Below are 21,494 nucleotides of genomic sequence, written 5' to 3'. Positions count from 1 at the left end.
ATCGGCTAGAACATCCGTATGGCCGATGGTGTGCACGGGGAACTGGACCGGCTCTGCGACGCGGGTGTCGGGCAGGTGATCGAATGGCGCCGCCACCTGCACCGGAATCCCGAGTTGCCGAACCGCGAGGCCGCCACCGCGCGACTGGTCGCCCGGGAGCTCTCCGGCTTCGGGCTGGACGAGGTGCGGACCGGCATCGCCGGACACGGCGTGGTCGGCGTACTGCGCGGCGGCCTGCCGGGAGACCGGGTGGCCGCGCTGCGGGCCGACATGGACGCGCTGCCCGTCCCCGACCGCTGCGGCGCGGAGTTCGCCGCCCCGGGCGGGGTCTCGCACGCCTGCGGCCACGACTGCCACACGGCGATGCTCCTCGGAGCCGCGCGCGCACTGGCGGGCGTACGGGACCGGCTGCCCGGCACCGTCCTGTTCGTGTTCCAGCCCGCCGAGGAGGGGCCGCCGGTCGGCGAGGAGGGCGGGGCGCGCCTGATGGTGGCCGAGGGGGCCTTCGACGACCCCGTCCCCACCATGGCCTTCGGAATGCACGTCACCCCCCACCCCAAGGGCTGGGTCGGCTACCGGTCCGGCCCGGTGTACGGGGCCTCCTGCCTGGTCCGCATCACCGTCACCGGCCGCCAGTCGCACGCCTCTTCGCCCTGGCACGGCATCGACCCGATGCCCGCCGCCGGAGCCCTGCTGACCGGCATCGGCCAGCTGTACCGGCAGGTCTCGGCGTTCTCCCCGGTCACCGTCTCCATCGGCCACATCGAGGACGTGGGCCGGTACAACGTCATCGGCGAGACCGTCACCCTGTGGGGCACGATCCGCTGCGCCGAGGAACGGGACATGGACGGGGTCAAACGCCGGCTGACCGTGCTGGCCGAGCACACGGCCCTGGCGTACGGGGCGGAGGCGGCCGTCGACCTGCTCCAGGACGTGCCCGCCGTGCGCAACGCCCCCGGCTGGGTCGAGGCCGCGCTGCCCACCCTGCGTCGGGTCGCGGGCGCGGACCGGGTGGTGGAGACCGGCGCCACCCTCGGCTACGACGACGTCTCCGAACTCATCACCCGCTTCGGCGGGCTGTACGTGATGCTCGGCGTCCAGGACACCGCCCTGGACCCGGCCACCGGCGAGCCCATCGCGGTGCCCGGCGGGCGGGGCCTGGCGGGCAACCACCACCCCGCCTTCTACGCCGACGACGACGCGCTGGTCACCGGCGTACGGCTGCACGCGCACGCCGCGTACGACCACTTGACCGGGGCGCTGGTCACGCGCTGACCGGAGCCTTCGCCAGCGCCGCCACCTCGTCCAGTACGCGGGCCAGCTCGCCCGCGAGGCCCTCCGGGGCCCGGAAGCCCTCGGCCGACACCAGCCCGTCGATGCCCGGGACGGCCACCGAGGACTCGGCGGGCACCATGCCCACGGCCTCCAGCACCGGCCGCAGCATCCGGGCGGCCGGGGCCCCGCCGGTGCCTCCGGCGCTGTACGAGACGAGGCCGACGGGCTTGCCCCGCCATTCGGCGTGGAGGAAGTCGATGGCGTTCTTGAAGGGGGCCGTGAAGCCGCCGTTGTACATCGGGAGCACGAAGAGGAAGGCGTCGGCGGAGTCCGCCAGCGCGCTCCAGGCCCGGGTGTGGGGGTGGGCGTAGATCCCGCTGGAGGCGTACTCGGGCTCGTCGAGGAAGGGCAGCGCGAGATCGGCGAGGTCCACGGGGGTGACGTCGAACCCACCGTGCTCGCGGGCCCGCCCGGCGACCCATCCGGCGACGGGCCGGGCGGCGGAGGTCGGGCGGACGGAGGCGGAGACTACGTGCAGGCGCAGGTGCGGGCGCAGGGTCATGGCTGGGCTCCCGGGAAGTGGTTGACGTGTCACCTATGAGACCCTCGAGATGGGTGACGTGTCAACCAGATAGATGACACGTCACCCATCGGTCTACACTCCACCCATGACCGAGACCGAGGACGGGCCGCGCTGGCTCACCGCACCCGAACAGGACGCCTGGTACGCCTGGCGGAGGATGTTCCCGCTGGTCAACGCCGGTATCGCACGGGACCTGACCCAGGACAGCGCGCTCTCCGAAGCCGACTACGACGTCCTGTCCGTCCTCGGCTCCACCGACGGCCACCGCATGCGGATCAGCGCCCTCGCCGTCCTCATGCAGTGGTCCCGCAGCCGCCTCTCCCACCAGCTCACCCGCATGGAGCAGCGCGGGATCGTCCGCCGCGAGGAGGTGCCCGGCGACGGCCGCGGCGCCGAGGTGGTCCTCACCGACCACGGCGTCACCACGATCATGACGGCGGCCCCGCTCCACGTGGAGTCGGTCCGCCGCCACCTGATCGACATCCTGACCCCGGAACAGCTGCACACCTTCGCGGAGGTCGGCGAACTCCTGCGCACCCGCCTGGGCGTCGAGCGCAAGTCGGGCTAGGGACGCCGCGGGCCGTCAGGTCGGGGCGTCAGGGCTTCCAGCTCACGCGGTGTTCCGCCAGGTGGGCCAGGACCGAGTGGTTGGCCTCCCAGCCGTCCGGGAACTTCACCGTCACGCCCAACTGCACCGGTTCCGTCGACGGGTGGTCGTCCAGCAGCTGCGCTATCCCCGCCCGGGCCACCACCACGCACGCGTGCCGGTGCCGCGAGGCGAGCACGCACAGCCGGCCCGTCTCCAGGTGGAAGGCCGTGGCGTCCGGGCGGCCCGACAGCGGGTGGAGGACCACCGTGAGGTCGTACTCGCGCCCCTGGAGCCGGTTCGCCGTGTCCACCGTGACCCCGGTGACGCCCAGCGCGGCCAGTGCCGCGCGGACCGCCGCCGCCTGGTCCCGGTGGGCGGTGCCGACCGCGATCCGGTCGGCCGTCAGCGGGGTCGGGCCGCCGGGCTGTTCGTCCACCGTCACCGCACCGCGGTCCAGCGCCCGGCGGACCACCAGGGCCACCGCCCGCACCGCCTGGGGGTCGGTCCGCGGGGTGTGCCGGGCCGGGAGCTCCAGCAGCCCCCACCCCGACGCGGCGGCCTCGTCCAGCACCCGGTCGGGGCCCGAGCCGTCGCCCGCGACCCCGTAGGACAGCCGGCGCTCGCCCGGACCCGTACCGCTGCGGAACCGCGTGTACGGGTAGAACGCGCGGGAGACCAGCGGCGCGGCCGAAGCCGGCAGCCGCCACGACACCGGCAGCCGGTGCTGCGGCAGGGTCGGGTTGTGGGCGAGGAGCGTGGAGACCGCCGAGGCGGAGGGGTCGTAGGACAGGCCCGCCCACTGCTCGGCACCGACCACGCTGAAGGGGTCCAACTGCCCCGGGTCGCCCACGAACAGCGCCCGGTCGAACAGCCCGGCCACGGCCAGCAGCGCGTCCGAGCGCATCTGGTACGCCTCGTCCACGATGGCGTGCTCCCACGGCTCCACGTCCTTGACCCAGGCCCACTTGGCCGCCGTGGAGATGGTGACCGGCAGACCGGCCAGATCCGCCGGCTTCGCCGACAGGACCACCGAGTCCAGCTCGCGCAGCGCGGGATCGTAGGCCTCGCCGTCACTGCTGTGCAGCCGGCCGACCTTCAGCTCCGGATCCTTCTTGTGCAGCCGCAGCACCAGGTCGTCCACCTGCGCGTTCGTCTGCGCGACCACCATCAGCCGACGCCCGGCCGCCGCCAGCTCCCGGGCCGCCCGCACCACCAGCGTGGACTTGCCGGCCCCGGGCGGGGAGTCGACGACGACGCCCCGCGCCGAGCCGTGCAGGGTGTCGCGCAGGATGGCGTCGGTGGCCCGGTCGGCCGCGGTGCCGGGGTCGAAGGTGGCCGGATCGAAGGTGCCCGGATCGAAACTCACAGCAGGTCCTCGTCGGTGACGGCATCGGGCAACGGCAGCGGCGGTGCGGAGGCGGAGCCGGCGCTCAGGTGCGCGGGCGGGCCGCCGTGGGTCCACGGGGTCTGCTCGGCGTCCGGCAGCTTCGGGCCGCCGCGCGAATCGTGCTCGAACAGCGTCCAGCACACCCGGTCGCCCTTCTCCGGCACCGAACCCGCATCGGGCTCCTTGCCGCGCCCCATCTTGTCGAGCAGGCGCAGCACCGCCCGGCCGTCCTCGTCCCAGCGCACGAACCGCGCGCTCTGCGGCCGTCCGTCCAGCGAGCGGAACACCTTCCCGCCGCCGCTGCCGTCCTCGCCGCCGTCCGCGAGCTGCGGCCGGTCCTCCGTCGCCACCGTCACCAGCGGGCGCGGGCTCGGCCGCTTCGACTCCGTCCACTCCATGACCACTTCGGTGACCTCGCCGGCGAAGGCCTCGCCCGCGAGCCGCCGGCCCGCCATCACCAGCGGATCGTCCAGCGCCTCCTGGGCATCGAGCCTGACCTGCTCGTTCTCCCGGGTCGCGAGCTTGCGCGCCGCCGTCACCGCGTCGTCGCGGCGCGGCTGCGGGGCCTCGCCCGCCCGCACCCGGTCCCGGTGGCCGGTGTACGACCAGCGGTCGCCGGTCCAGCGGTCGACGGTCCGCTCCCCGGCGGGCAGTTCGCGCAGCAGCCCGACGGCCTGCCAGGTCGCCCGCCAGGTGCTCTCCATCTGATCCACGACCAGCCGGCGCACCGCCAGCTCGGCGGCCCGCACCCCGTCGCCGTTGCCGTCGCCGTTGCCGTCCCGGGGACCGGCCGCCCGCGCCGCGTCGAACTTCGCGATCGCCGGAGCCAGCAGCTTGTTGTCGAAGGCCGGATCGGTGGCCGGACCGGCCGGCGGCACCAGCAACTGGCCGTCCGCGCCCCGGCCGAGCTCCGCGCGCAGCGCCCGCTCGGCTCCGGACTCGCCCTCCGGCGGGTCGATCCAGGCCAGCAGCGCCTGGAGGTGCTGGTCCTCCAGGTTGCTCTGGCCGGTCGCCCAGTGCCGGGACAGCAGGTCGGTGGCCGCCAGCAGCATCGAGGACCCGGGCACCCGCGAGCGCTCGGCGAGGTGCGTGAACCAGCGCCCCAGCAGCGGTACCCGGGCGGGCGCCGGATAGGGGTTCTCGGGATCCTCCTCGGCCGTCCGCCGGAACCGCATGGACCGGCCCAGGAGCCGTACGTACTCGATGCCCGCGCGGCTCGGCACGATCAGCTGCGGCGCGTCCAGGCACAGCTCGGAGGTCACCTTGAGCCCGGTCTCGGGATCGGTCTCCCGGCCCTCGATCAGCTCGACGGCGTCCGCGTACTCCTCGAGGTACGGGACCACGTGCCCGGCCAGCTCGGCCAGGAACTCCCACCGCAGGTCGCGGTCGCGCGGCTGCGGTATCACCAGGATCCGCGGCTCCTCGGGGTCGGTCCCGAACATCGCGCCGAGCGGCGCCCCGGCCTCGCCCGCGGTCGTCAGGGGTACGAGGACCATCGGGCGCTCGCTCAGGTGCCGGTGCCGTACGGTCGCCAGGGCCTGGGCCCGGCCCGCCCGGACGGCTTCCAGCCGGGCCAGGGTGTTCAGCAGGGACATGCGGCGGCCTCCGGACGCGTACGGGCGGGGGCGTGCTCCAGCGCTTCGGCGCGCAGCCGGGCGGCGTACCGCAGCGCGGCCGCGGTCGGGTCCCCTTCCAGGTCGGTGCCGGTCCCGGCGTCGCCCCCGGCCGCCGCGAGGGCAGCTTCGACGGTGGTCAGGGAGCCCAGCTCGCCCCGTACGGAACGGCCGAGCGCGCTCACCTCACCGGCTCCGCGCGCCCGGTCCCGGCAGTGGAAGGCCAGCTCGCAGGCGGCCAGGCACTCGGGGGCGTAGGAGGCGGACACGGCCGAGACGGCCTCGGTCAGCTCCTCGGCCGAACGCGCCGGGTCGAAGTCGAGCCCCTCGGGCAGGGCCGCGGCAAGCTCCTCGACCCGGGTGAGGCGCTCCAGCTGGCGCCGGGTCACCGAGAGCTCGCGGCGGACGTCGACGGGGGAGGCGGTGGGCAGGTTGGAGAAGTCCTTGGGGCAGACCAGCAGCACGGTGTGCCCGACCTCGGCGCCGGTCAGCTTCCCGGCGGTCCGCTCCAGTGCCAGCACGTAGACGGCGGCCTGGCGGGCGGCTGCGCCCACCTTCGCGGCGTCGGCGGCCCCGTCGATCATCGGGAACGATTTGATCTCCACGACGGTCCAGCGGCCGTCGGGGTGCACGACGACGGCGTCCGGCTCCAGATAGGCGGGGGAGCCGGCCACCTCCAGGGCGAGCATGGGGTGGTCGAGCAGGGTCCACGCCCCCGCGGCGGTGGCCTCCCGCAGCGCGAGCGCGGTACGGGCGGCGCGGCCCTCGGGCCCGGCGCCGGTGAGATCGGGTACCAGGGCGCCCGCCCCGGGCGGTTCGGACCCGGCGGCCACGTGCGCATGGACCAGCCGCAGCAGCTCGGCGCCGCCGTCGCCCTTGACCTTGGCCTCGAAGGAGATCCCGCGCACGATGGCGAACTGCGACTGCCCGAAGGCGGCCGGCGAGCCGAGCGCCGAGGCCAGGCTCGTCTTGTCCACACCGGCGCCGTCCAGCAGGGCGCGTCTGCCGCAGCCGGGGTTGGCGGCGAGGGCCGCCAGCGCGCGGGCGTCGAGCGGGCGGGGCGGGACCGCGGGGCCGCGCAGGTCAGCGAGTCGCTGCCACAGTGCCGTCGGGCGCTGAGTCGTCGAGGGCTGCGCCGTCGGGGCCTGGGCCCTCGGGAGCCGGGCCGTCTGCTGCGGGGTCTTCGGCGGCTGACCGCTGGGCGGGTAGGAGCTCACCCGCGGAAGTCTCCCATCCGCCACTGACAATCGTGGACTTACGGCGGAAACCGGCTGTTCGGGTGGTGTACGGGCGCCACCCGCCGGCCGCGGCCAGGGAGCGGGCGGCGAGGAATCCGGCGCCCATGACGGCGGCCCCGGCGACCGCGTCGAGGAAGTAGTGGTTGGCCGTGCCCATGACCACGAGGGCGGTGACGGCGGGGTACGCGGCTCCGAGCGCCCGGAGCAGCGGGTGGCGCCCGCAGCGCCACAGCACGATCCCGCACCACAGGGCCCACCCCACGTGCAGGCTGGGCATGGCGGCGAACTGGTTGGTGAAGGCGCCCAGCCCTCGCGGGGCGCTGGCTTCGGTGCCCCACCAGCCGTAGGCGCTGTACCGGGCCATGGTGTCGGTGAACCCGTACGGGGCTTCGAGCAGCCGGGGCGGGCAGGTGGGGACCAGGGCGAAGCCGATGAGCCCGAGGAGGGTGGAGAGCATCAGCCAGGTGCGGGCGAATCGATACTGCACAGGACGGCTGCGGTAGAGCCAGATCAGCACGGCGGGTGTGACGAGGTAGTGCAGGGAGGCGTAGACGAAGTCGGCGGGTATCCCGAGCACGCCGTGGTGGGTGAAGAGCCGGTTGAGGGGCCGTTCGAAGTCGATCCGCAGGAGCTCCTCCAGGCGCAGGATCGCGAGGCCGTGGTCGACGGCGAGGCCGACGTCGCCCCGGGCGAGGAGTCTGCCGCCGGAGTAGGCGCCGTAGACGAGCCCGAGGAGCAGCAGCTCGGCCCACCAGCGCGGGGGTTGCCGCCGATTGGTCATACGGCGTATGACGTGCGTGAGGCGCCCAGGGTTGCGCGCCGTTCATCTGATGGATGATGGTCGGACGACGGAATCCCCGCAAAGCCGTGCGAATGGTTCCGCCCGTTCCGCTACCCCTCCGCCCCCCTCGACCGGGAGAACACACATGGCCCCCCGCATCCTCCTGGCCCGCCACGGCCAGACGGCGTGGTCCCAGCTCGGCAAGCACACCGGACGCACGGACGTGCCCCTGCTGGAGGAGGGCAGGCGGGGCGCGAAGCTCCTCGGCGAGCGTCTCGCCCGCGATCCGTGGGCGAGCCTGCGCGGCCTGGAAGTCCGCACGAGCCCGCTGGTGCGCGCGAGCGAGAGCTGCGACCTGGCCGGCTTCGGCATCCAGGCGGAGCCGTGGGACGCGCTCATGGAGTGGGACTACGGCGACTACGAGGGCATGACCCCGGCCGAGATCCAGGCCGTCCGGCCCGGCTGGCTGATCTGGCGCGACGGGGTTCCGGGCGGCGAGTCCGTCGCGGAGATCTCCGCCCGCGCGGACGAGGTCGTCACCTGGGCCCGTTCGGCCGAGCGCGACGTCCTGGTCTTCGCCCACGGCCACATCCTGCGCACCCTGGCGGCGCGCTGGCTCGGCTTCGACGCCTCCTTCGGCGCCCGCATCCGCCTGGAGCCGACCTCCCTGTCGGTCCTGGGCTGGGCGTACGGGGCTCCGGCGCTGGAGCGCTGGAACGACACGGGCCACCTGGACATGTAGCCACCGCCGGCCGCCTGCCTCCGGCGGCCGACCGCCCGCACCCGTGCCCGGCCACGACCCCGGTCCCGGGCGCGGCTCAGGCCGACGCGTGCCGGGTCAGGAAGGTGCCCACGCGCGGGGAGCGCTGGTGGGGGACCAGGGTCCGGGCCGTCCCCGCCAGCATCGACTGGATGCGCGTCGACTGGACCTCGCTCAGCAGGTCCAGCACCCGGCCGCCCGCCCAGGAGGCCTCGTCGGGGGCGCCCGCGTGGGCCAGGTTGTCGGCGAGCTCCGCCGTGTACAGGGCGACGTTGCGGGCGAAGTGCGGATCCTGGAGGTCCGCCGCCCGGCGGGCGTGCCGGGCCGCGCGCGCGTGCTCGCCGAGCGCCGCCCAGCAGCGCGACTCCAGCGACTCCAGCTCGGCCTCGCCGAAGAAGGACATCCACTCGGGATCGGCCCCCGCCGCGCCGCGCGAGAACTCCGTGTGCGCCCGGGTCAGGGCCTCCTCGCACGCCTTGCGGTCCGCCAGCCCGGCCCAGCCCCCGGCCTCCCGCAGCGCGAGCAGGGACAGGAGCCGTGGGGAACCGAGGGAGCGTGCGGCGCGGCGGCCCGCCTGGGCCGCCCGTACCGATTCGCGCGGCCGCCCGCAGTCCCGTGCGAGGAAGGCCATGTTGCTGAAGGCGTGCGCCTCCAGCCCGGCGTTCCCCGAGACCCGGGCCGTGGCGAGCGCCTCCGCGTAGTGCGAGCGGGCGTCTTCGAAGCGGCCCGAGTCGTGCGCGAGCCAGCCCACCGAGATCGCCAGCTCGCCCGCGCCCGCGTGCAGCCGGTCCTCGGTGGACTGCCGGGTGGCCCCCGCGTCGAGCAACGCGTAGGCGGTGCGCAGCGGTTCCGACGCCCGCCGGTACAGGGCGTCCGCCCCGTGCCGGTCGTCCAGCAGCCGGATCTGGCGCACGGCGTCCTCGACCGCGTCCGCCTCCGCCTCTCCGGCGCGGGAGGGGAGCCGGCGGGTGTCGCCGAGCAGGGTGAGGCCGATGGTCGCGGCCGCCACCGTCGCGGAGCCGCCCGCCATGAACGCGCGACGCAGCACGTCGCTCTCCTTGAAACGCGAAGAGGAAAGGGGGTTGGGGCGTTGGATGAACGGGGAGAAGGGCGAGACCTGCTCGCGCTGGGCCAGCCGGCCGCGCACCGTCTCCCGGGGGGAGAATCCGAGATCGGCCAGGGTCCGGCCGGGGAACATGTGGAGGAAGACCCGCTCGTAGGCGTAGTTGGGGCAGCGGATCTCGCCGGACTCGACCCGGCCGATGTAACGGGCGTCGCAGGAAACCGTTTCGCCGATCTCCTTCGCCGCCCTGCGCACCAGTGCGGCGAACTCGGCCGGGGAGTGCTGACCGCGCAGCCGCCGGAACGTGGAATTGGGTGAGTGGGGGGACGCCGCCATGGACGTGGCCTCTCTGGGGCAAGGGACGCGCTGCCGGTGACTGTGTGACGTCGAGTGCTCGACGTGACGGTGACGGTGGTGCGGGGTGCCCGGCGGGCATGAACGTACCGCCAGCGGCAGCCGGTTGACTCGCTGTTTGGCTACAAAACGGATATCTCACCCGCGATCCGCCATGAACTGCCATCCTTTGCAGCGTCTTGCCGCCGCACCTGTTGACGTCCCCGCGCGTTGAACCCATGCGGAGTGGGAGGAACCTTTCTCGGTTCCCGACCCCCTCCCGCGATGCTCGTACGCGGATCGAGGAGGGGTTCCCTTGGTGGAGGGCGGCATGGAGAGCAGTGGAACGGACACCGCGCCCGAGCCCGGCGCGCCCCTGATGCCCACGGTCCCCCCGGTACCCGGCGAGGCCCTGGTCGCGGGAGCCCCGGATCTGGTCACCGTGCCCACCCGGCAGGGCCTGGAGGCCGTCGACATCATCCGCCGGGCCGCCGGACAGGTGGGCAGGGCCAGCCAGGCCGGCGGCGTCGGCCCGGTCCTGCACGACGGCTCCGGCAGCACCCTCGGCTTCCTCGTCCCGCCCGGCACCGCCGACGCCTGGGACCTCCCGGGCAGCGCCTGTACGCAGACCAACGGGCGCGGCATGCGGTTCGGCGACACCTCGCCCACCGCGGGGGGAACCGGCTGGCTGCTCCCCCCCGAGGCCGTCGGGCCGGTCACCGACCCCGAGGTGCTGCGGGCGGCGCTCGGCGAGGCGGCCCGGCTGATCGAGGCCGCGGACAACTGCCGCTGACCGGTCCGCACCTTCGGTGGGCCGTCCCGCGGCGGGTCTGACCAGCCATAATGGGAACGTGGCAGGCAAGGGCAAGGACAAACGGCGCGGACGCGAATCCTCCGAGGAGATCGCCGGGCAGGTCGACGGCGGCCGGGCGGCGCTGGAGCCCGACCGGGAGCGGTCGCGGGCCTGGACCCTGCTGATCGACGGCGCCCCGCAGTCGCACGTGGACCTGGACGACCCCGGATACCTGGACTTCTCCTACCAGCGCCGGATCGGCCACCTGATCGACCTCTTCGGCCCGGCCCGCCGACCGCTGAACGTGCTCCACCTCGGCGGCGGCGCCTTCACCCTCGCCCGCTACACCGCCGCCACCCGGCCCCGCTCGTCCCAGCAGATCGTGGAGATCGACGCCGGGCTCGTGGCCTTCGTACGGGAACACCTGCCGCTGGACCCGCAGGCGCGGGTCCGGGTCCGCGCGGTCGACGCCCGCGCGGGACTGGCCAAGATCCCGGACGGCTGGGCGGACCTGGTGATCGCGGACGTGTTCAGCGGCGCCCGCACCCCCGCGCACCTGACGAGCGCCGAGTTCCTGGACGACGTACGCCGGGCCCTGGCGCCGGGCGGCTGGTACGTGGCGAACCTCGCGGACGGCCCGCCGCTCTCCCACCTGCGGGGTCAGATCGCTACGGCCGCGACCCGGTTCCCGGAGCTGGCGATGGCGGCGGATCCCGTGGTGTGGCGGGGCAAGCGCTTCGGGAACGCGGTCCTGGTGGCCGCCGACCGGGAGCTGCCCGTGGCGGAGTTCACCCGTCGGGTCGCGAGCGATCCGCACCCGGGCCGGGTCGAGCACGGCCGCGCCCTGGCCGACTTCGCGGGCGGCGCCGCGCCGGTCGCGGACGCCTCGGCCGTGGCCTCGCCGCAGCCGCCGCCCTCGGTCTTCCGCTAGGAGGCCGCCCCCAGGCCGTCTAGTGCGGTGACCGGAAAGGTTCACCGGGTCGCGGCGCCCGGCACGGCACCTCGCCGCGTTGTCGGACCGCGGCGGTACGTCCAGTACGAGCCGCGGTCCTCCGCCTTGCGATGCACCGCACCGGACGCCGCGACCCGGCAAACCTTTCCGGCCACAGCACTAGGGGTCGACGATCTCCACCAGCGGCGGGTGGTCGTGCCAGGTGCAGAACACCGACACCTCGTGCCCGTCGCGGGTGAAGGTGACGCGGATCCAGAACTCCTGCTTCCAGACCTGCATCCGCCAGCCGGCCGCCGGGGTCGCCGAGACCAGCTCGGCCGAGGAGGACCCGAGGCCGAAGACGGCCCGGCCGCCGGAGACGCTGTACGCCTTCACATCCTGGTTCGCGGCCCCCTGCCGGGACGGCTGCGGGGTCGCGGACGGCGCCGAGGGCTTGGCCGGGGAGGGCGCGACGGACCCCGGCTGGGAGGGGGACGGCGTCGCCGAGGGGGATGCGGACGGCGTGGGCTCCACCCCGGACGGGTCCGGCGGCAGTGCGCTGTGCGTCGAGGAGGAGAGCGGCTGCGTGGTCAGCGGCACCGCGAGCGGCGGATCGTAGGCCGTCCCGGACATCACCGTGTGCACGCCCCACCACGACAGCGTCACCGCCGCGCCGGTCGCGAGCGTCCACGCCCCCGCATGTGCAAGTCCTCTTCGCATCGGGGGACATACTGCCCCACCCGTCACAGACCTGGCCCGGCCCCCCTGGGTATCCCCCGAATGGGCTACGGTGCGGGCCATGGCAAGTGTGCTCGTGGTCGAGGACGACCAGTTCGTACGTTCCGCCCTCATCCGGCACCTGACCGAGGCCTCGCACACCGTGCGCAGCGTCGGCACCGCCCTGGAGGCCCTGCGCGAGGTCGCGCACCACCGCTTCGACCTGGTCATCCTCGACCTCGGGCTGCCCGATCTGGACGGGGCCGAGGCCCTGAAGATGCTGCGCGGCATCACCGACGTGCCCGTCATCATCGCCACCGCCCGCGACGACGAGGCGGAGATCGTGCGGCTGCTCAACGACGGGGCCGACGACTACCTGACCAAGCCCTTCTCCGTGGAGCACCTCTCGGCCCGGATGGCCGCCGTCCTGCGCCGGGCCCGCTCCGCCGCCGGGGCCGAGCCGCCCTCCCGGGTCCTGCGCGTGGGCGGCCTCGCCATCGACCCGCTGCGCCGCCAGGCGGAGCTGGACGGGGCGGTACTGGACCTCACGCGGCGGGAGTTCGACCTGCTGACCTTCCTCGCCGGGCGGCCGGGCGTGGTCGTGGCCCGCCGGGAGCTGCTCGCCGAGGTCTGGCAGCAGTCGTACGGAGACGACCAGACCATCGACGTCCACCTGTCGTGGCTGCGCCGCAAGCTCGGCGAGACCGCCGCCAGCCCGCGCTACCTGCACACGCTGCGGGGGGTCGGGGTCAAGCTGGAGCCGCCGCAGTGAGCGGCGGGGCCGCAGGCGGGGCCGGCGGCACGGCCGGGGGCGCGCCGTGAGGTGGGCGCTCGTCAAGGTGTGCCTGGCCGTCACCGCGATGGTGGTCGTGGCCTTCGCCGTACCGCTCGGGCTGGTCGTCCAGGAGATGGCCAGCGACCGGGCGTTCTCCAACGCGGAACGCCAGGCGGCCACCATCGGGCCGACGCTGTCCATCACCACCGATCCGGTGCAGCTGCGCAGGGCCGTGGAGTCCTCGCAGATGGGCGCCGCCGGGCGGATGGCCGTGCACGTCCCGGCCGTGGGCGACAGCCCGCGCGTGGACATCGGCGGCGGCTGGGCCGGTGAGCACGCCGTCCTCGAGACCCGGCGGATCGGCCGGGCGGCCACGGCCCCGGTGGCGGGCGGCGGGTCCGCCCTGCTCCAGCCCATCGCGCTCGGCTCCGGGGACATCGCGGTCGTGGAGATCTATGTACCGGAGAGCGAGGTCAGCAATGGTGTGGCCACCGCCTGGGTGGTCCTCGCCGGCGTCGGCCTCGCCCTGATCGTGGGCTCGGTGGCGGTCGCGGACCGGCTCGGCGCCCGCCTCGTGCGGCCGGCCGAGCGGCTCGCGGACGCCGCGCACCGGCTGGGGGAGGGCCGGCTGGGGGCCCGGGTCCCGGAGGAGGGGCCGAAGGAACTGCGCTCGGCCGCCGTCGCGTTCAACTCGATGGCGGACCAGGTGATGGAACTCCTCGCCAACGAGCGGGAGCTGGCCGCCGACCTCTCGCACCGCCTGCGCACGCCGCTGACGGTGCTGCGGCTCAACGCGGCCTCGCTCGGCGACGGTCCGGCGGCGGAACAGACGCGGGCGGCCGTGGAGCAGCTGGAGCGCGAGGTCGACACGATCATCCGTACGGCGCGCGAGCAGCGCGCGCCCGCCTCCGTCACGGGCGGCGGCGGCGCCGGCTGCGACGCCTCGGAGGTGATCCGCGACCGGATGGCCTTCTGGTCGGCGCTGGCGGAGGACGAGGGCCGCGAGGTGCGGCTCGCGGGGGTGGACCGTACGGTACGGATCCCCGTGGCCCGGCCGGAGCTCGCGGCGGCGCTCGACGCCATGCTGGGCAACGTCTTCAGGCACACCCCGGAGGGCACCCCCTTCGCGGTGGACGTCCACGACGCCGGGGACGCGGTGATCGTGCTCGTCTCGGACGCGGGACCGGGCATCTCCGACCCGGACGCGGCGCTGCGCCGGGGCAACGACGGGGGCCGCGACGGTTCGACGGGCCTCGGCCTGGACATCGTGCGACGGGTCGCCGAGTCCACGGGCGGCGACGTACGGCTGGGGCGTTCGGTGCTCGGCGGGACCGAGGTACGGGTGTGGATCTCGCTCGACGGGCGGACCCGGGGCGAGTCGGCCCGGCGCAGCCGGCGCAAGCGGCGGGGCAACTGATCTAACCCGGGGCCGGTCGGGGGCGCGCCGCGCGACCGGTATGTCCCCATGTCGATACGGTCCGCGCCATGGACACCCTCATCTTCGGCGGCCTCCTCGCCACGCTCATCGCGATGTACCGGGACACGTCGCGGATGGTCGTGCTCGGCGCCTGGTGGCTGATGCTCCTCGCCGTGATCCTGCTGATGGCGCACCACATCACCAGCAGCCTCGCCCTCACCTTGAGCTACTGACGGTGGCCGCGATGTACAGCCTCCTCCCGGAGGCACCGATGGAGGGCGGCCTGCTGGGGCGCGTCCAGTACTGGTTCGCCTGCCTGTTCGTCATCGGCTGGACGGGCGTGGTCTGCGGCGGGCTCTTCTACCAGTTCGGGCTGTGGGAGTACCCGTGCCCGCTCTGCATCGTGCAGCGGATGTTCATGCTGCTGGCGGCGCTCGGAGCGGCGCACATCGTCCGTACGGCGCTGACGCGGGGAGCGGTGACCGGCCGCGACTACATGATGGGCTGGGGCCTGTCCCTCGTCGCCGTCGTCGCCGGCTCGTTCGCCTCGTGGCGCCAGACGATGCTGCACGTCCTGCCGGGCGACAAGGGGTACGGGAGCGAGGTGTTCGGCCTGCACCTGTACGTCTGGGCGTGGATCCTCTTCCAGGCCTCGGTCGTCGCGGTCGGCATCGTCCTCGCCTTCGCCCACTCCACGGCGGACCGCGCCATTCCGGCCGAAGGGCCGGGCGCGTACCGGTCGGTGGGGCTGGCGGCGCTGTGGTTCCTGGGGCTGGTGATCGCCGTGAACGTCGTGGCCGTCTTCCTGGAGGAGGGTTTCCACTGGTTCCTGCCGGACGACCCGTCGCGGTACCAGTTCTTCTACGATGTCGGAATCCTGGACGAGCCGACGGCTCGCTGATCGCCCGTCATTCGATTGGAAGTTGTCATGCGCTACGCAGTCCTCGGCACCGGCATCGTCGGCCGCACGATCGCCACCCGGCTGCTCTCCCTCGGACACGAGGTGGTCATCGGCACCCGGGACCCGGAAGCCACCCTCGCCCGCGGCGACTTCGCCGAGTGGCAGGCCGCCCAGCCGCAGGCGGGCCTCGTAGGGTTCGCGGAGGCGGCCCGGCAGGGCGAGACGCTGATCAACGCCACCGGCGGGCAGGTGAGCATCGCCGCCCTGAACGAGGCCGATGCCGAACACCTCGACGGCAAGATCCTGATCGACATCGCGAACCCGCTCGACTTCTCGCACGGCTTCCCGCCCGTCCTCGACCCGGTGGACAGCGACAGCCTCGGCGAGCTGATCCAGCGGACCTTCCCCGGGCTGCGGGTCGTCAAGACGCTGAACACCATGAACTGCCAGGTCATGGTCGATCCGGCCAGGGTCCCCGGCGACCACACCGTCTTCCTTTCGGGTGAGGACGCCGACGCGAAGAAGGCCGTGCGGGAGCTCCTGGAATCCTTCGGCTGGGGCGAGCGCACCATCATCGACCTGGGCGGCATCGAGACGGCGCGCGGCACGGAGATGCTGCTGCCGATCTGGCTCCGGCTGATGGGGGCCCTGGGGCACGCGGACTTCAACTTCCACATCCAGGGCGCGGCGCCGACGCAGTAGCCGTACGCCGGGACGGGTGAGGGCGTGCCCGGACGGAGGCGGAGATGTTGCCGCCGCCCGGGCCCGCACCGAGGGTGGCCGTGACGAAAGGAGCCGCGCATGAGAGTCATGCTCAGGGCCCATCTCGACACTGCCGCGGCCAATGAGGGCATCAAGAGCGGTGCCCTCGTCCAGGCCGTGAAGAAGCTCATGGAGGCCCTCAAGCCGGAGGCCGCCTACTTCGGCCCGCACGAGGGAGTCCGGTCCATGTGGGTGGTCTTCGACCTCCAGGACAGCTCGCAGCTGCCGGCCCTGACGGAGGACCTGTTCATGCAGTTCAACGCCGAGATCGAGGTCAGTCCCGTGATGAACGGAGAGGATCTGGCGAAGGGAATCGCGGCGATGCAGTCCTCGCCGGGCTGAGCCGCAGCCCCCGTACCCGCCCGGCCGCCGCCGTCGCCACCACCGCGGAGGCGGCCGTCGCGACGCAGGACAGGGCGAAGGCGGCCCGGTGGCCGTGGGCCTCGGCCAGCGGTCCCGCGAGGGCCGCCGCGAGAGCCTCCCCGAGGAGCAGCCCGCTGCCGGTCACGGTCATGGCCTCGGCCATCCGCCGTGCCGGGGCGGCCCGTTCCACGAGCCCGAACAGGGCGATGAGGTGCGGAGCCACGGCCAGCCCGATGCCCGCGACCGCGAAGGCCGCGCCCCACACGCCCGACACCGCGAGCAGGGGCAGCGTCAGCAGGGCCTGGACGGCGATCGTCCGGCGCAGCCGGACCGTCAGATCGGCCCGACCCGGCCGGGCCACCGTCACGAAGCCGGTGACCGAGCTGGTCACGGCCATGGCGGACCAGATGAGCCCGGCGGAGCCCGCTGATCCGGCCGACTCGGCGAGGGCGTTGACCCCGGTGTTGGCCGCACTCCAGGCGGAGCCTTGCAGGACGGCCATGGCGAACAGCAGGGCCAGCCCGGGCGACCACAGTCGTACGTCGCCACGCGCGGCCGTGGTTTGCGGCGTCGGCCCGGGCGCCGTGGGATGCACGGCGAAGAGCGTCCCGAAGACCACGATCAGCACGGCTGCGAGGACCAGCCCCGAGGCGGGGTGCACGGTCACCGCGAGGATCCCGGCCAGCGCGGGCCCCACCATGAAGCCGACCTCGTCGAGGGTGGTGTCGAAGGAGAGCGCGGCCCCGACCAGGGCCCGGTCGTCTCCGGCCAGCCGCGCCCAGCGGGCCCGGGCCAGCGGCCCGATCTGCGGCACGGTCAGACCGGCGGCCACGGCGAGCCCCGTACGCGCGGCCAGCGGCAGCCCGCCGAGGACGGCCGCCACCAGGGCGGCGAGCACGGCGGCGTTCGCGGCGCAGGCGAGGAGCAGGACGGCGCGGTGGCCGCGCCGGTCGGCGAGCCGGCCGATGACCGGGCCGCCGAGGGCCTGGCCGAGCCAGAGGGCCGCGGCGACCGTCCCGGCTTCGCCGATGCCGTCGCGGTCGTTGATGAGCAGGAGCGTCCCGATGGGGCAGAGCGCGGCGGGGAGCCGCGCGAGGAACCCGTAGACAGGGAGTGCGGTACCGCCGAGTGCGAACACCCCGCGGAAGCCGCCGGGGGCGGCGGCGGATGCGGACAGGGACACGGACAACCTCCAGCCGCACGCCGACCCTCCCGTTTCTCCGGCGCGCGCCGTTGCCCGTTGGAGGGGACGGTAGCGGCGGAGCGGCGGCTTGGGTAGGTGTGCGGCTGGCTGGCTGGCTGGCTGGCTGGCTGGCTGGCTGGCTGGCTGGCCGGCTGGCTGGCTGGTCGGCGGTCGGTCGGCGGTTGTCCCCGTCAGTCGGTGTCGCCCGTGCCGGAGGTCAGCCGCTGGGCCTGGGCGCGGCCGACTTCGGCGGCGCGGTGCAGGTAGTCGCCGATGACGGCGAGTTCGGCGTCGGAATAGCTCTCCAGCACGGCGCCGAAGGCCCGGCCGGGGGTGTCCCACGCGGCGCCGATCCGGTCGCGGGCGGCGGGGGCGAGGGCGACGAGCGAGCGCCGGCGGTCGTGGGGATCGGCGTGGCGCTCGACGATGCCGGCCTTGACCATGCGGTCGACCAGGCGGGTGGCGGAGCCGGAGGTGAGGCCGGTGAGCCGGGCGATGTCACCGGTGCTGACGGGGCCGGGCTCCATGTCGAGGAGGGCGACGCACTGCAGGTCGGTGGGGTGCAGGCCGACGTGGTCGGCCATGGCCTGGCTGAAGAGCGAGTAGTCGGCGTAGTGCCGCTGGCTCTCGGTGACGATGCGCGCGAGCAGCTCGGCGCGGCTCCAGGACTCACCCGAACGAGGGTTATTGGTTGACATCGGCTTCTCCGTGCTTCAAATTTAACTGTGTGACGCAGAGAGTGTGCAACGCAGAATCTGCGTCACGTACTCAGTCTACTCAAAAGGAGCGTTCCCCATGTCGGACATCCTCGTCACCGGCGGCCGCGGCGCCATCGCCCGCGGCCTCTCCTCCCTCCTCACCGCCCGCGGACTCCCGCACCGCCTCGCTTCCCGCGAGCCGGACAAACCCGGGACCGTTCACTGCGATCTGAGCGATCCGGCCACCTTCCCCGCCGCCCTCGCCGGAGTCCGCTCCGTCTTCCTCTACGCCGAGTCCTCCGCCATCGACGCCTTCGTCGAAGAGGCCGTGCGGGCCGGCGTCGAGCACGTCGTCCTGCTGTCCTCCTCCTCGGTCCTGGATCCCGACGCCGAGCGGAGCCCGCTCGCCGCGGCCCACCTCGCGGTGGAGCGGGCCCTCCTCGCCTCCCCGCTGCGCACCACCCTGCTGCGCCCCGGCTCCTTCGCGAGCAACGCCCTCGCCTGGGCCTGGTCGCTGAAATCCGGCCGCCCGGTGCACCTGCCCTACCCGGGCTCCTACTGCGACCCCGTCCATGAGGCCGATGTCGCGGAGTCCGCCTTCGCGGTGCTCACCGACCCCTCGCTCGGCGGCCGGGCGTACACACTGACCGGCCCGCAGTCGCTGACCTTCGCCGCCCAGCTGGCCCTACTGGGCGAGGCGGTCGGGAGCCCCATACCCTTCGAGCCCGTCTCCCGCGAGCAGTGGAAGGCCGAGGTCGACGGCTACATACCCGGTCCCTATGCCGAGGCCCTGCTCGACTTCTGGGCCGCCACCGACGGCCTGCCGGTCAGCCTGACCGACGCCGTCGAGCAGCTCACCGGCCACGCGCCCCGGACCTTCGCCACCTGGTCCGCGGACCACGCGGACGCCTTCCGCGGCGAGGCGTCCCGCGCCTAGTGCAGCGAGGCGTCCCGCGCCTGGTGCGGCAGGACGCGGAGCCTCGTGGGAAAGATCCCGGGAAACGCAGAGGGCCCCGCTCCGCTTTCGCGGAACGAGGCCCTCTCGCAGGGTGAGTGACGGGACTTGAACCCGCGGCCACCTGGACCACAACCAGGTGCTCTACCAACTGAGCTACACCCACCATGTCCGGTCGGAAAACCGACCGGCCGAAGAAAAGCGTACAGGGTCCGGGAGGGTGCTCGCGCCCCCCTTTTCCCCCGCCGGCCTCCGGGAGGTGCTGAGGGCGGAGTTACTCGCCTGGGACGACGTGCTTGGCGGCGATGGTCCGCGCCGTGTCCGAGTCCGGTCCGGGCTGCGGAACGAAGACGGCCTCCCGGTAGTAACGCAGCTCGGCGATGGACTCCTTGATGTCCGCGAGCGCCCGGTGGTTGCCGTTCTTCGGCGGGCTGTTGAAGTAGGCGCGCGGGTACCAGCGGCGCGCCAGCTCCTTGATCGAGGACACGTCCACGATCCGGTAGTGCAGGTACCCCTCCAGTGCGGCCATGTCGCGCAGCAGGAAACCGCGGTCGGTACCGACCGTGTTTCCGCAGAGCGGGGCCTTGCGGGGCTCCTTCACGTGTTCCCGTACGTAGGCCAGGACCTGCGCCTCGGCATCCGCGAGGGTGGTCCCGCCGGCCAGCTCGTCGAGCAGGCCGGAGGAGGTGTGCATCTCGCGCACCACGTCGGGCATGGTCTCCAGGGCCGCGTCCGGCGGGCGGATCACGATGTCCACGCCTTCGCCGAGCACGTTGAGCTCCGAGTCGGTGACCAGTGCGGCCACCTCGATAAGTGCGTCGTCCGTCAACGAGAGCCCGGTCATCTCGCAGTCGATCCACACCATGCGGTCGTTCATGCGCCCCACCTTATGCGGAAGGTCCCCCACATCGGTGATTCCGATGCGGGGGACCTTGTCCGAGCAGTGCCCCTACGGGGCTGCGCGCTAGGCGTGCTCGCGCAGGACCCGGCCCGGGCACCTTATGCGGAAGGTCCCCCACATCGGTGATTCCGATGCGGGGGACCTTGTCCGAGCAGTGCCCCTACGGGGCTGCGCGCTAGGCGTGCTCGCGCAGGACCCGGCCCGGGGCGTACAGCTCCGTCACCGTGGGACCCGCCGCGGCCAGAGCCGCCGCGGTGCGCTGCGGCTGCGGAGTGCGCTGGTGCGGAACCGGCGACTCCGACAGCTGGGCCACCTGGGCGGCGTCCGCCTGCGGGCGCCTGGCCCGGTAGGCGGACCGGTAGGCGGCCGGGGAGGACCCCAGCTGGCGGCGGAAGTGCCCGCGCAGGGCGACCGGCGAGCGGAACCCGCAGCGTCCGGCGACCTCGTCGACCGAATAGTCGGAGGTCTCCAGCAGCCGCTGTGCCTGGAGCACCCGCTGGGTGATCAGCCACTGCAGCGGCGCGCTGCCGGTGAGCGAGCGGAACCGCCGGTCGAACGTGCGCCTGCTCATGTAGGCGCGCGCTGCCAGCGTCTCCACGTCGAACTGCTCGTGGAGGTGTTCCAGCGCCCAGGCGACGACCTCGGCCAGCGGATCGGCGCCGATCTCTTCCGGCAGCGACCGGTCGAGGTAGCGCTCCTGGCCGCCCGTGCGACGCGGCGGGACGACGAGCCTGCGGGCCAGGGCCCCGGCCGCCTCGCTGCCGTGGTCCGTGCGCACGATGTGCAGGCACAGATCGATTCCGGCCGCGGTGCCCGCGGACGTCAGCACGTCGCCGTCGTCGACGAACAGCTCGCGCGGATCGACGTGGACGGACGGGTAGCGCTTGGCCAGCGTCGGCGCGTACATCCAGTGCGTCGTCGCGGGCCGGCCGTCGAGCAGACCGGCCGCGGCGAGCACGAAGGCTCCCGTGCACAGCCCGACGATCCGGGCCCCCTCCTCGTGCGCCAGACGCAGTGCGTCGAGCGCCTCCGGCGGTGGCGGTGAAGTGATGGAACGCCACGCGGGCACGACGACCGTGCCTGCCCGGGCGATCGCCTCCAGCCCGTACGGCGCGGTCAGTTCGAGTCCGCCGGTGGTCCGCAGCGGACCGTCCTCACCGGCGCACACGAGCAGTCGATAGCGTGGAACTCCCGCGTCCTGCCGGTCAATGCCGAACACGGAAAGTGGAATGGAGCTCTCGAAGATCGGCCCGCCGCTGAAGAGCAGCACCGCGACGATCTCCCTGCGGCGACGCCCCGCGAGCTTCCTGCCGTCTACGACGACGGCGGTGGAATCCTGGCTCATGGCGCTAAGCCCCCCTTGGGTGTCGCGACTCCTTGGTCTGGTCGCACCTGCACGTTTCCCCTCGGCCTTGCACGTGGATCCCCCGCCGTAAATACATGATCGAATCTACTGCGTCCCGTGGTGTCGGCGTG

At 73.7% G+C, this 21,494-nt stretch carries 22 protein-coding genes, 1 tRNA gene and 1 pseudogene; 12 read left to right on the top strand and 12 right to left on the bottom strand.

The features are described from left to right. Positions 1-18 precede the first annotated feature (18 nt). Entirely contained in the window at positions 19-1,275 is a 1,257-nt protein-coding gene (locus OG490_RS13490) for an amidohydrolase (RefSeq protein WP_330296531.1), read from the top strand. Here OG490_RS13490 and OG490_RS13485 read toward each other — a convergent pair. Further along, positions 1,265-1,837, bottom strand: a complete 573-nt coding sequence (locus OG490_RS13485; protein ID WP_330296530.1) for an NADPH-dependent FMN reductase — start codon at positions 1,835-1,837, stop codon at positions 1,265-1,267. The two genes, OG490_RS13490 and OG490_RS13485, sit on opposite strands and share 11 nt — an antisense overlap. 106 nt (positions 1,838-1,943) lie before the next feature. Here OG490_RS13485 and OG490_RS13480 point away from each other — a divergent pair, with 106 nt between their 5' ends. Beyond that, the gene (locus OG490_RS13480) at positions 1,944-2,426 is read left to right on the top strand and encodes a MarR family winged helix-turn-helix transcriptional regulator (RefSeq protein ID WP_330296529.1); all 483 of its coding nucleotides are present in this window, start codon (positions 1,944-1,946) and stop codon (positions 2,424-2,426) included. 28 nt (positions 2,427-2,454) lie between these two features. On the opposite strand, the gene OG490_RS13475 is transcribed toward OG490_RS13480, so the two are convergent. From OG490_RS13475 to OG490_RS13460, 4 genes and pseudogenes are all read right to left on the bottom strand, one after another. After that, positions 2,455-3,813: an AAA domain-containing protein gene (locus tag OG490_RS13475; RefSeq protein WP_330296528.1), complete on the bottom strand. Its 1,359-nt coding sequence runs from the start codon at positions 3,811-3,813 to the stop codon at positions 2,455-2,457. After that, positions 3,810-5,429, bottom strand: coding sequence for a hypothetical protein (locus tag OG490_RS13470; RefSeq protein ID WP_330296527.1), 1,620 nt, complete (start codon positions 5,427-5,429; stop codon positions 3,810-3,812). The genes OG490_RS13475 and OG490_RS13470 overlap by 4 nt, the downstream gene beginning before the upstream one ends. Further along, positions 5,417-6,664, bottom strand: a complete 1,248-nt coding sequence (locus OG490_RS13465) for a hypothetical protein (protein WP_330296526.1) — start codon at positions 6,662-6,664, stop codon at positions 5,417-5,419. The genes OG490_RS13470 and OG490_RS13465 overlap by 13 nt, the downstream gene beginning before the upstream one ends. Positions 6,665-6,833: 169 nt before the next feature. Further along, a pseudogene (locus OG490_RS13460) lies at positions 6,834-7,466 on the bottom strand (phosphatase PAP2 family protein); the annotation flags it as partial. Positions 7,467-7,611: 145 nt separating this feature from the next. Here OG490_RS13460 and OG490_RS13455 point away from each other — a divergent pair. After that, positions 7,612-8,208 (top strand): histidine phosphatase family protein, encoded by a 597-nt coding sequence (locus OG490_RS13455; RefSeq protein WP_330296525.1) that lies wholly within the window; start codon positions 7,612-7,614, stop codon positions 8,206-8,208. Positions 8,209-8,284: 76 nt separating this feature from the next. On the opposite strand, the gene OG490_RS13450 is transcribed toward OG490_RS13455, so the two are convergent. Beyond that, positions 8,285-9,625: a tetratricopeptide repeat protein gene (locus OG490_RS13450; RefSeq protein WP_330296524.1), complete on the bottom strand. Its 1,341-nt coding sequence runs from the start codon at positions 9,623-9,625 to the stop codon at positions 8,285-8,287. A gap of 328 nt (positions 9,626-9,953) precedes the next feature. On the opposite strand from OG490_RS13450, the gene OG490_RS13445 reads away from it, so the two are divergent. After that, positions 9,954-10,415 carry a hypothetical protein gene (locus tag OG490_RS13445; protein WP_443065806.1) on the top strand — a complete coding sequence of 154 codons (462 nt, stop codon included), beginning with the start codon at positions 9,954-9,956 and terminating at the stop codon, positions 10,413-10,415. A gap of 58 nt (positions 10,416-10,473) precedes the next feature. Next, positions 10,474-11,346, top strand: a complete 873-nt coding sequence (locus OG490_RS13440) for a spermidine synthase (protein ID WP_330296523.1) — start codon at positions 10,474-10,476, stop codon at positions 11,344-11,346. A gap of 180 nt (positions 11,347-11,526) precedes the next feature. On the opposite strand, the gene OG490_RS13435 is transcribed toward OG490_RS13440, so the two are convergent. Then, positions 11,527-12,066 (bottom strand): hypothetical protein, encoded by a 540-nt coding sequence (locus OG490_RS13435; protein ID WP_330296522.1) that lies wholly within the window; start codon positions 12,064-12,066, stop codon positions 11,527-11,529. Positions 12,067-12,145: 79 nt separating this feature from the next. On the opposite strand from OG490_RS13435, the gene OG490_RS13430 reads away from it, so the two are divergent. From OG490_RS13430 to OG490_RS13405, 6 genes are all read left to right on the top strand, one after another. Then, complete coding sequence (locus OG490_RS13430; RefSeq protein WP_330296521.1) at positions 12,146-12,835, top strand: response regulator transcription factor; 690 nt, start codon at positions 12,146-12,148, stop codon at positions 12,833-12,835. Between the two features lie 46 nt (positions 12,836-12,881). After that, entirely contained in the window at positions 12,882-14,255 is a 1,374-nt protein-coding gene (locus OG490_RS13425; protein ID WP_330296520.1) for a sensor histidine kinase, read from the top strand. 68 nt (positions 14,256-14,323) lie between these two features. Next, a complete protein-coding gene (locus OG490_RS13420; RefSeq protein WP_330296519.1) occupies positions 14,324-14,488 on the top strand; it encodes a DUF5993 family protein in 165 nt (54 codons plus the stop codon). A gap of 11 nt (positions 14,489-14,499) precedes the next feature. Then, complete coding sequence (locus tag OG490_RS13415) at positions 14,500-15,156, top strand: disulfide bond formation protein B (protein ID WP_330296518.1); 657 nt, start codon at positions 14,500-14,502, stop codon at positions 15,154-15,156. Between the two features lie 27 nt (positions 15,157-15,183). After that, positions 15,184-15,858 carry an NADPH-dependent F420 reductase gene (locus OG490_RS13410; protein WP_330296517.1) on the top strand — a complete coding sequence of 225 codons (675 nt, stop codon included), beginning with the start codon at positions 15,184-15,186 and terminating at the stop codon, positions 15,856-15,858. A gap of 99 nt (positions 15,859-15,957) precedes the next feature. Beyond that, positions 15,958-16,260, top strand: a complete 303-nt coding sequence (locus OG490_RS13405) for a hypothetical protein (RefSeq protein ID WP_330296516.1) — start codon at positions 15,958-15,960, stop codon at positions 16,258-16,260. On the opposite strand, the gene OG490_RS13400 is transcribed toward OG490_RS13405, so the two are convergent. Continuing rightward, positions 16,193-17,464, bottom strand: a complete 1,272-nt coding sequence (locus tag OG490_RS13400) for an MFS transporter (protein WP_330296515.1) — start codon at positions 17,462-17,464, stop codon at positions 16,193-16,195. The two genes, OG490_RS13405 and OG490_RS13400, sit on opposite strands and share 68 nt — an antisense overlap. A 191-nt stretch (positions 17,465-17,655) precedes the next feature. Continuing rightward, positions 17,656-18,162 (bottom strand): MarR family winged helix-turn-helix transcriptional regulator, encoded by a 507-nt coding sequence (locus tag OG490_RS13395; protein WP_330296514.1) that lies wholly within the window; start codon positions 18,160-18,162, stop codon positions 17,656-17,658. Positions 18,163-18,259: 97 nt separating this feature from the next. On the opposite strand from OG490_RS13395, the gene OG490_RS13390 reads away from it, so the two are divergent. Further along, complete coding sequence (locus OG490_RS13390; RefSeq protein ID WP_330296513.1) at positions 18,260-19,099, top strand: NAD(P)H-binding protein; 840 nt, start codon at positions 18,260-18,262, stop codon at positions 19,097-19,099. A 111-nt stretch (positions 19,100-19,210) separates the two neighbouring features. On the opposite strand, the gene OG490_RS13385 is transcribed toward OG490_RS13390, so the two are convergent. The 3 genes from OG490_RS13385 to OG490_RS13375 all read right to left on the bottom strand — a co-directional run bounded on the left by OG490_RS13385 (position 19,211) and on the right by OG490_RS13375 (position 21,363). After that, positions 19,211-19,283: transfer RNA gene (locus tag OG490_RS13385), tRNA-His, on the bottom strand. Between the two features lie 108 nt (positions 19,284-19,391). After that, positions 19,392-19,994 (bottom strand): oligoribonuclease, encoded by a 603-nt coding sequence (gene orn / locus OG490_RS13380; protein WP_330296512.1) that lies wholly within the window; start codon positions 19,992-19,994, stop codon positions 19,392-19,394. A gap of 199 nt (positions 19,995-20,193) precedes the next feature. Beyond that, on the bottom strand, positions 20,194-21,363 hold the full coding sequence (locus tag OG490_RS13375) for a helix-turn-helix domain-containing protein (RefSeq protein WP_330296511.1): 1,170 nt from the start codon (positions 21,361-21,363) through the stop codon (positions 20,194-20,196). Positions 21,364-21,494: the final 131 nt, after the last annotated feature.

This window comes from Streptomyces sp. NBC_00503 (genome assembly GCF_036346895.1).
Classification (GTDB): domain Bacteria; phylum Actinomycetota; class Actinomycetes; order Streptomycetales; family Streptomycetaceae; genus Streptomyces.
Note: the sequence above shows the minus strand (reverse complement) of the source record. Positions and strands in the feature narration are given on the sequence as shown.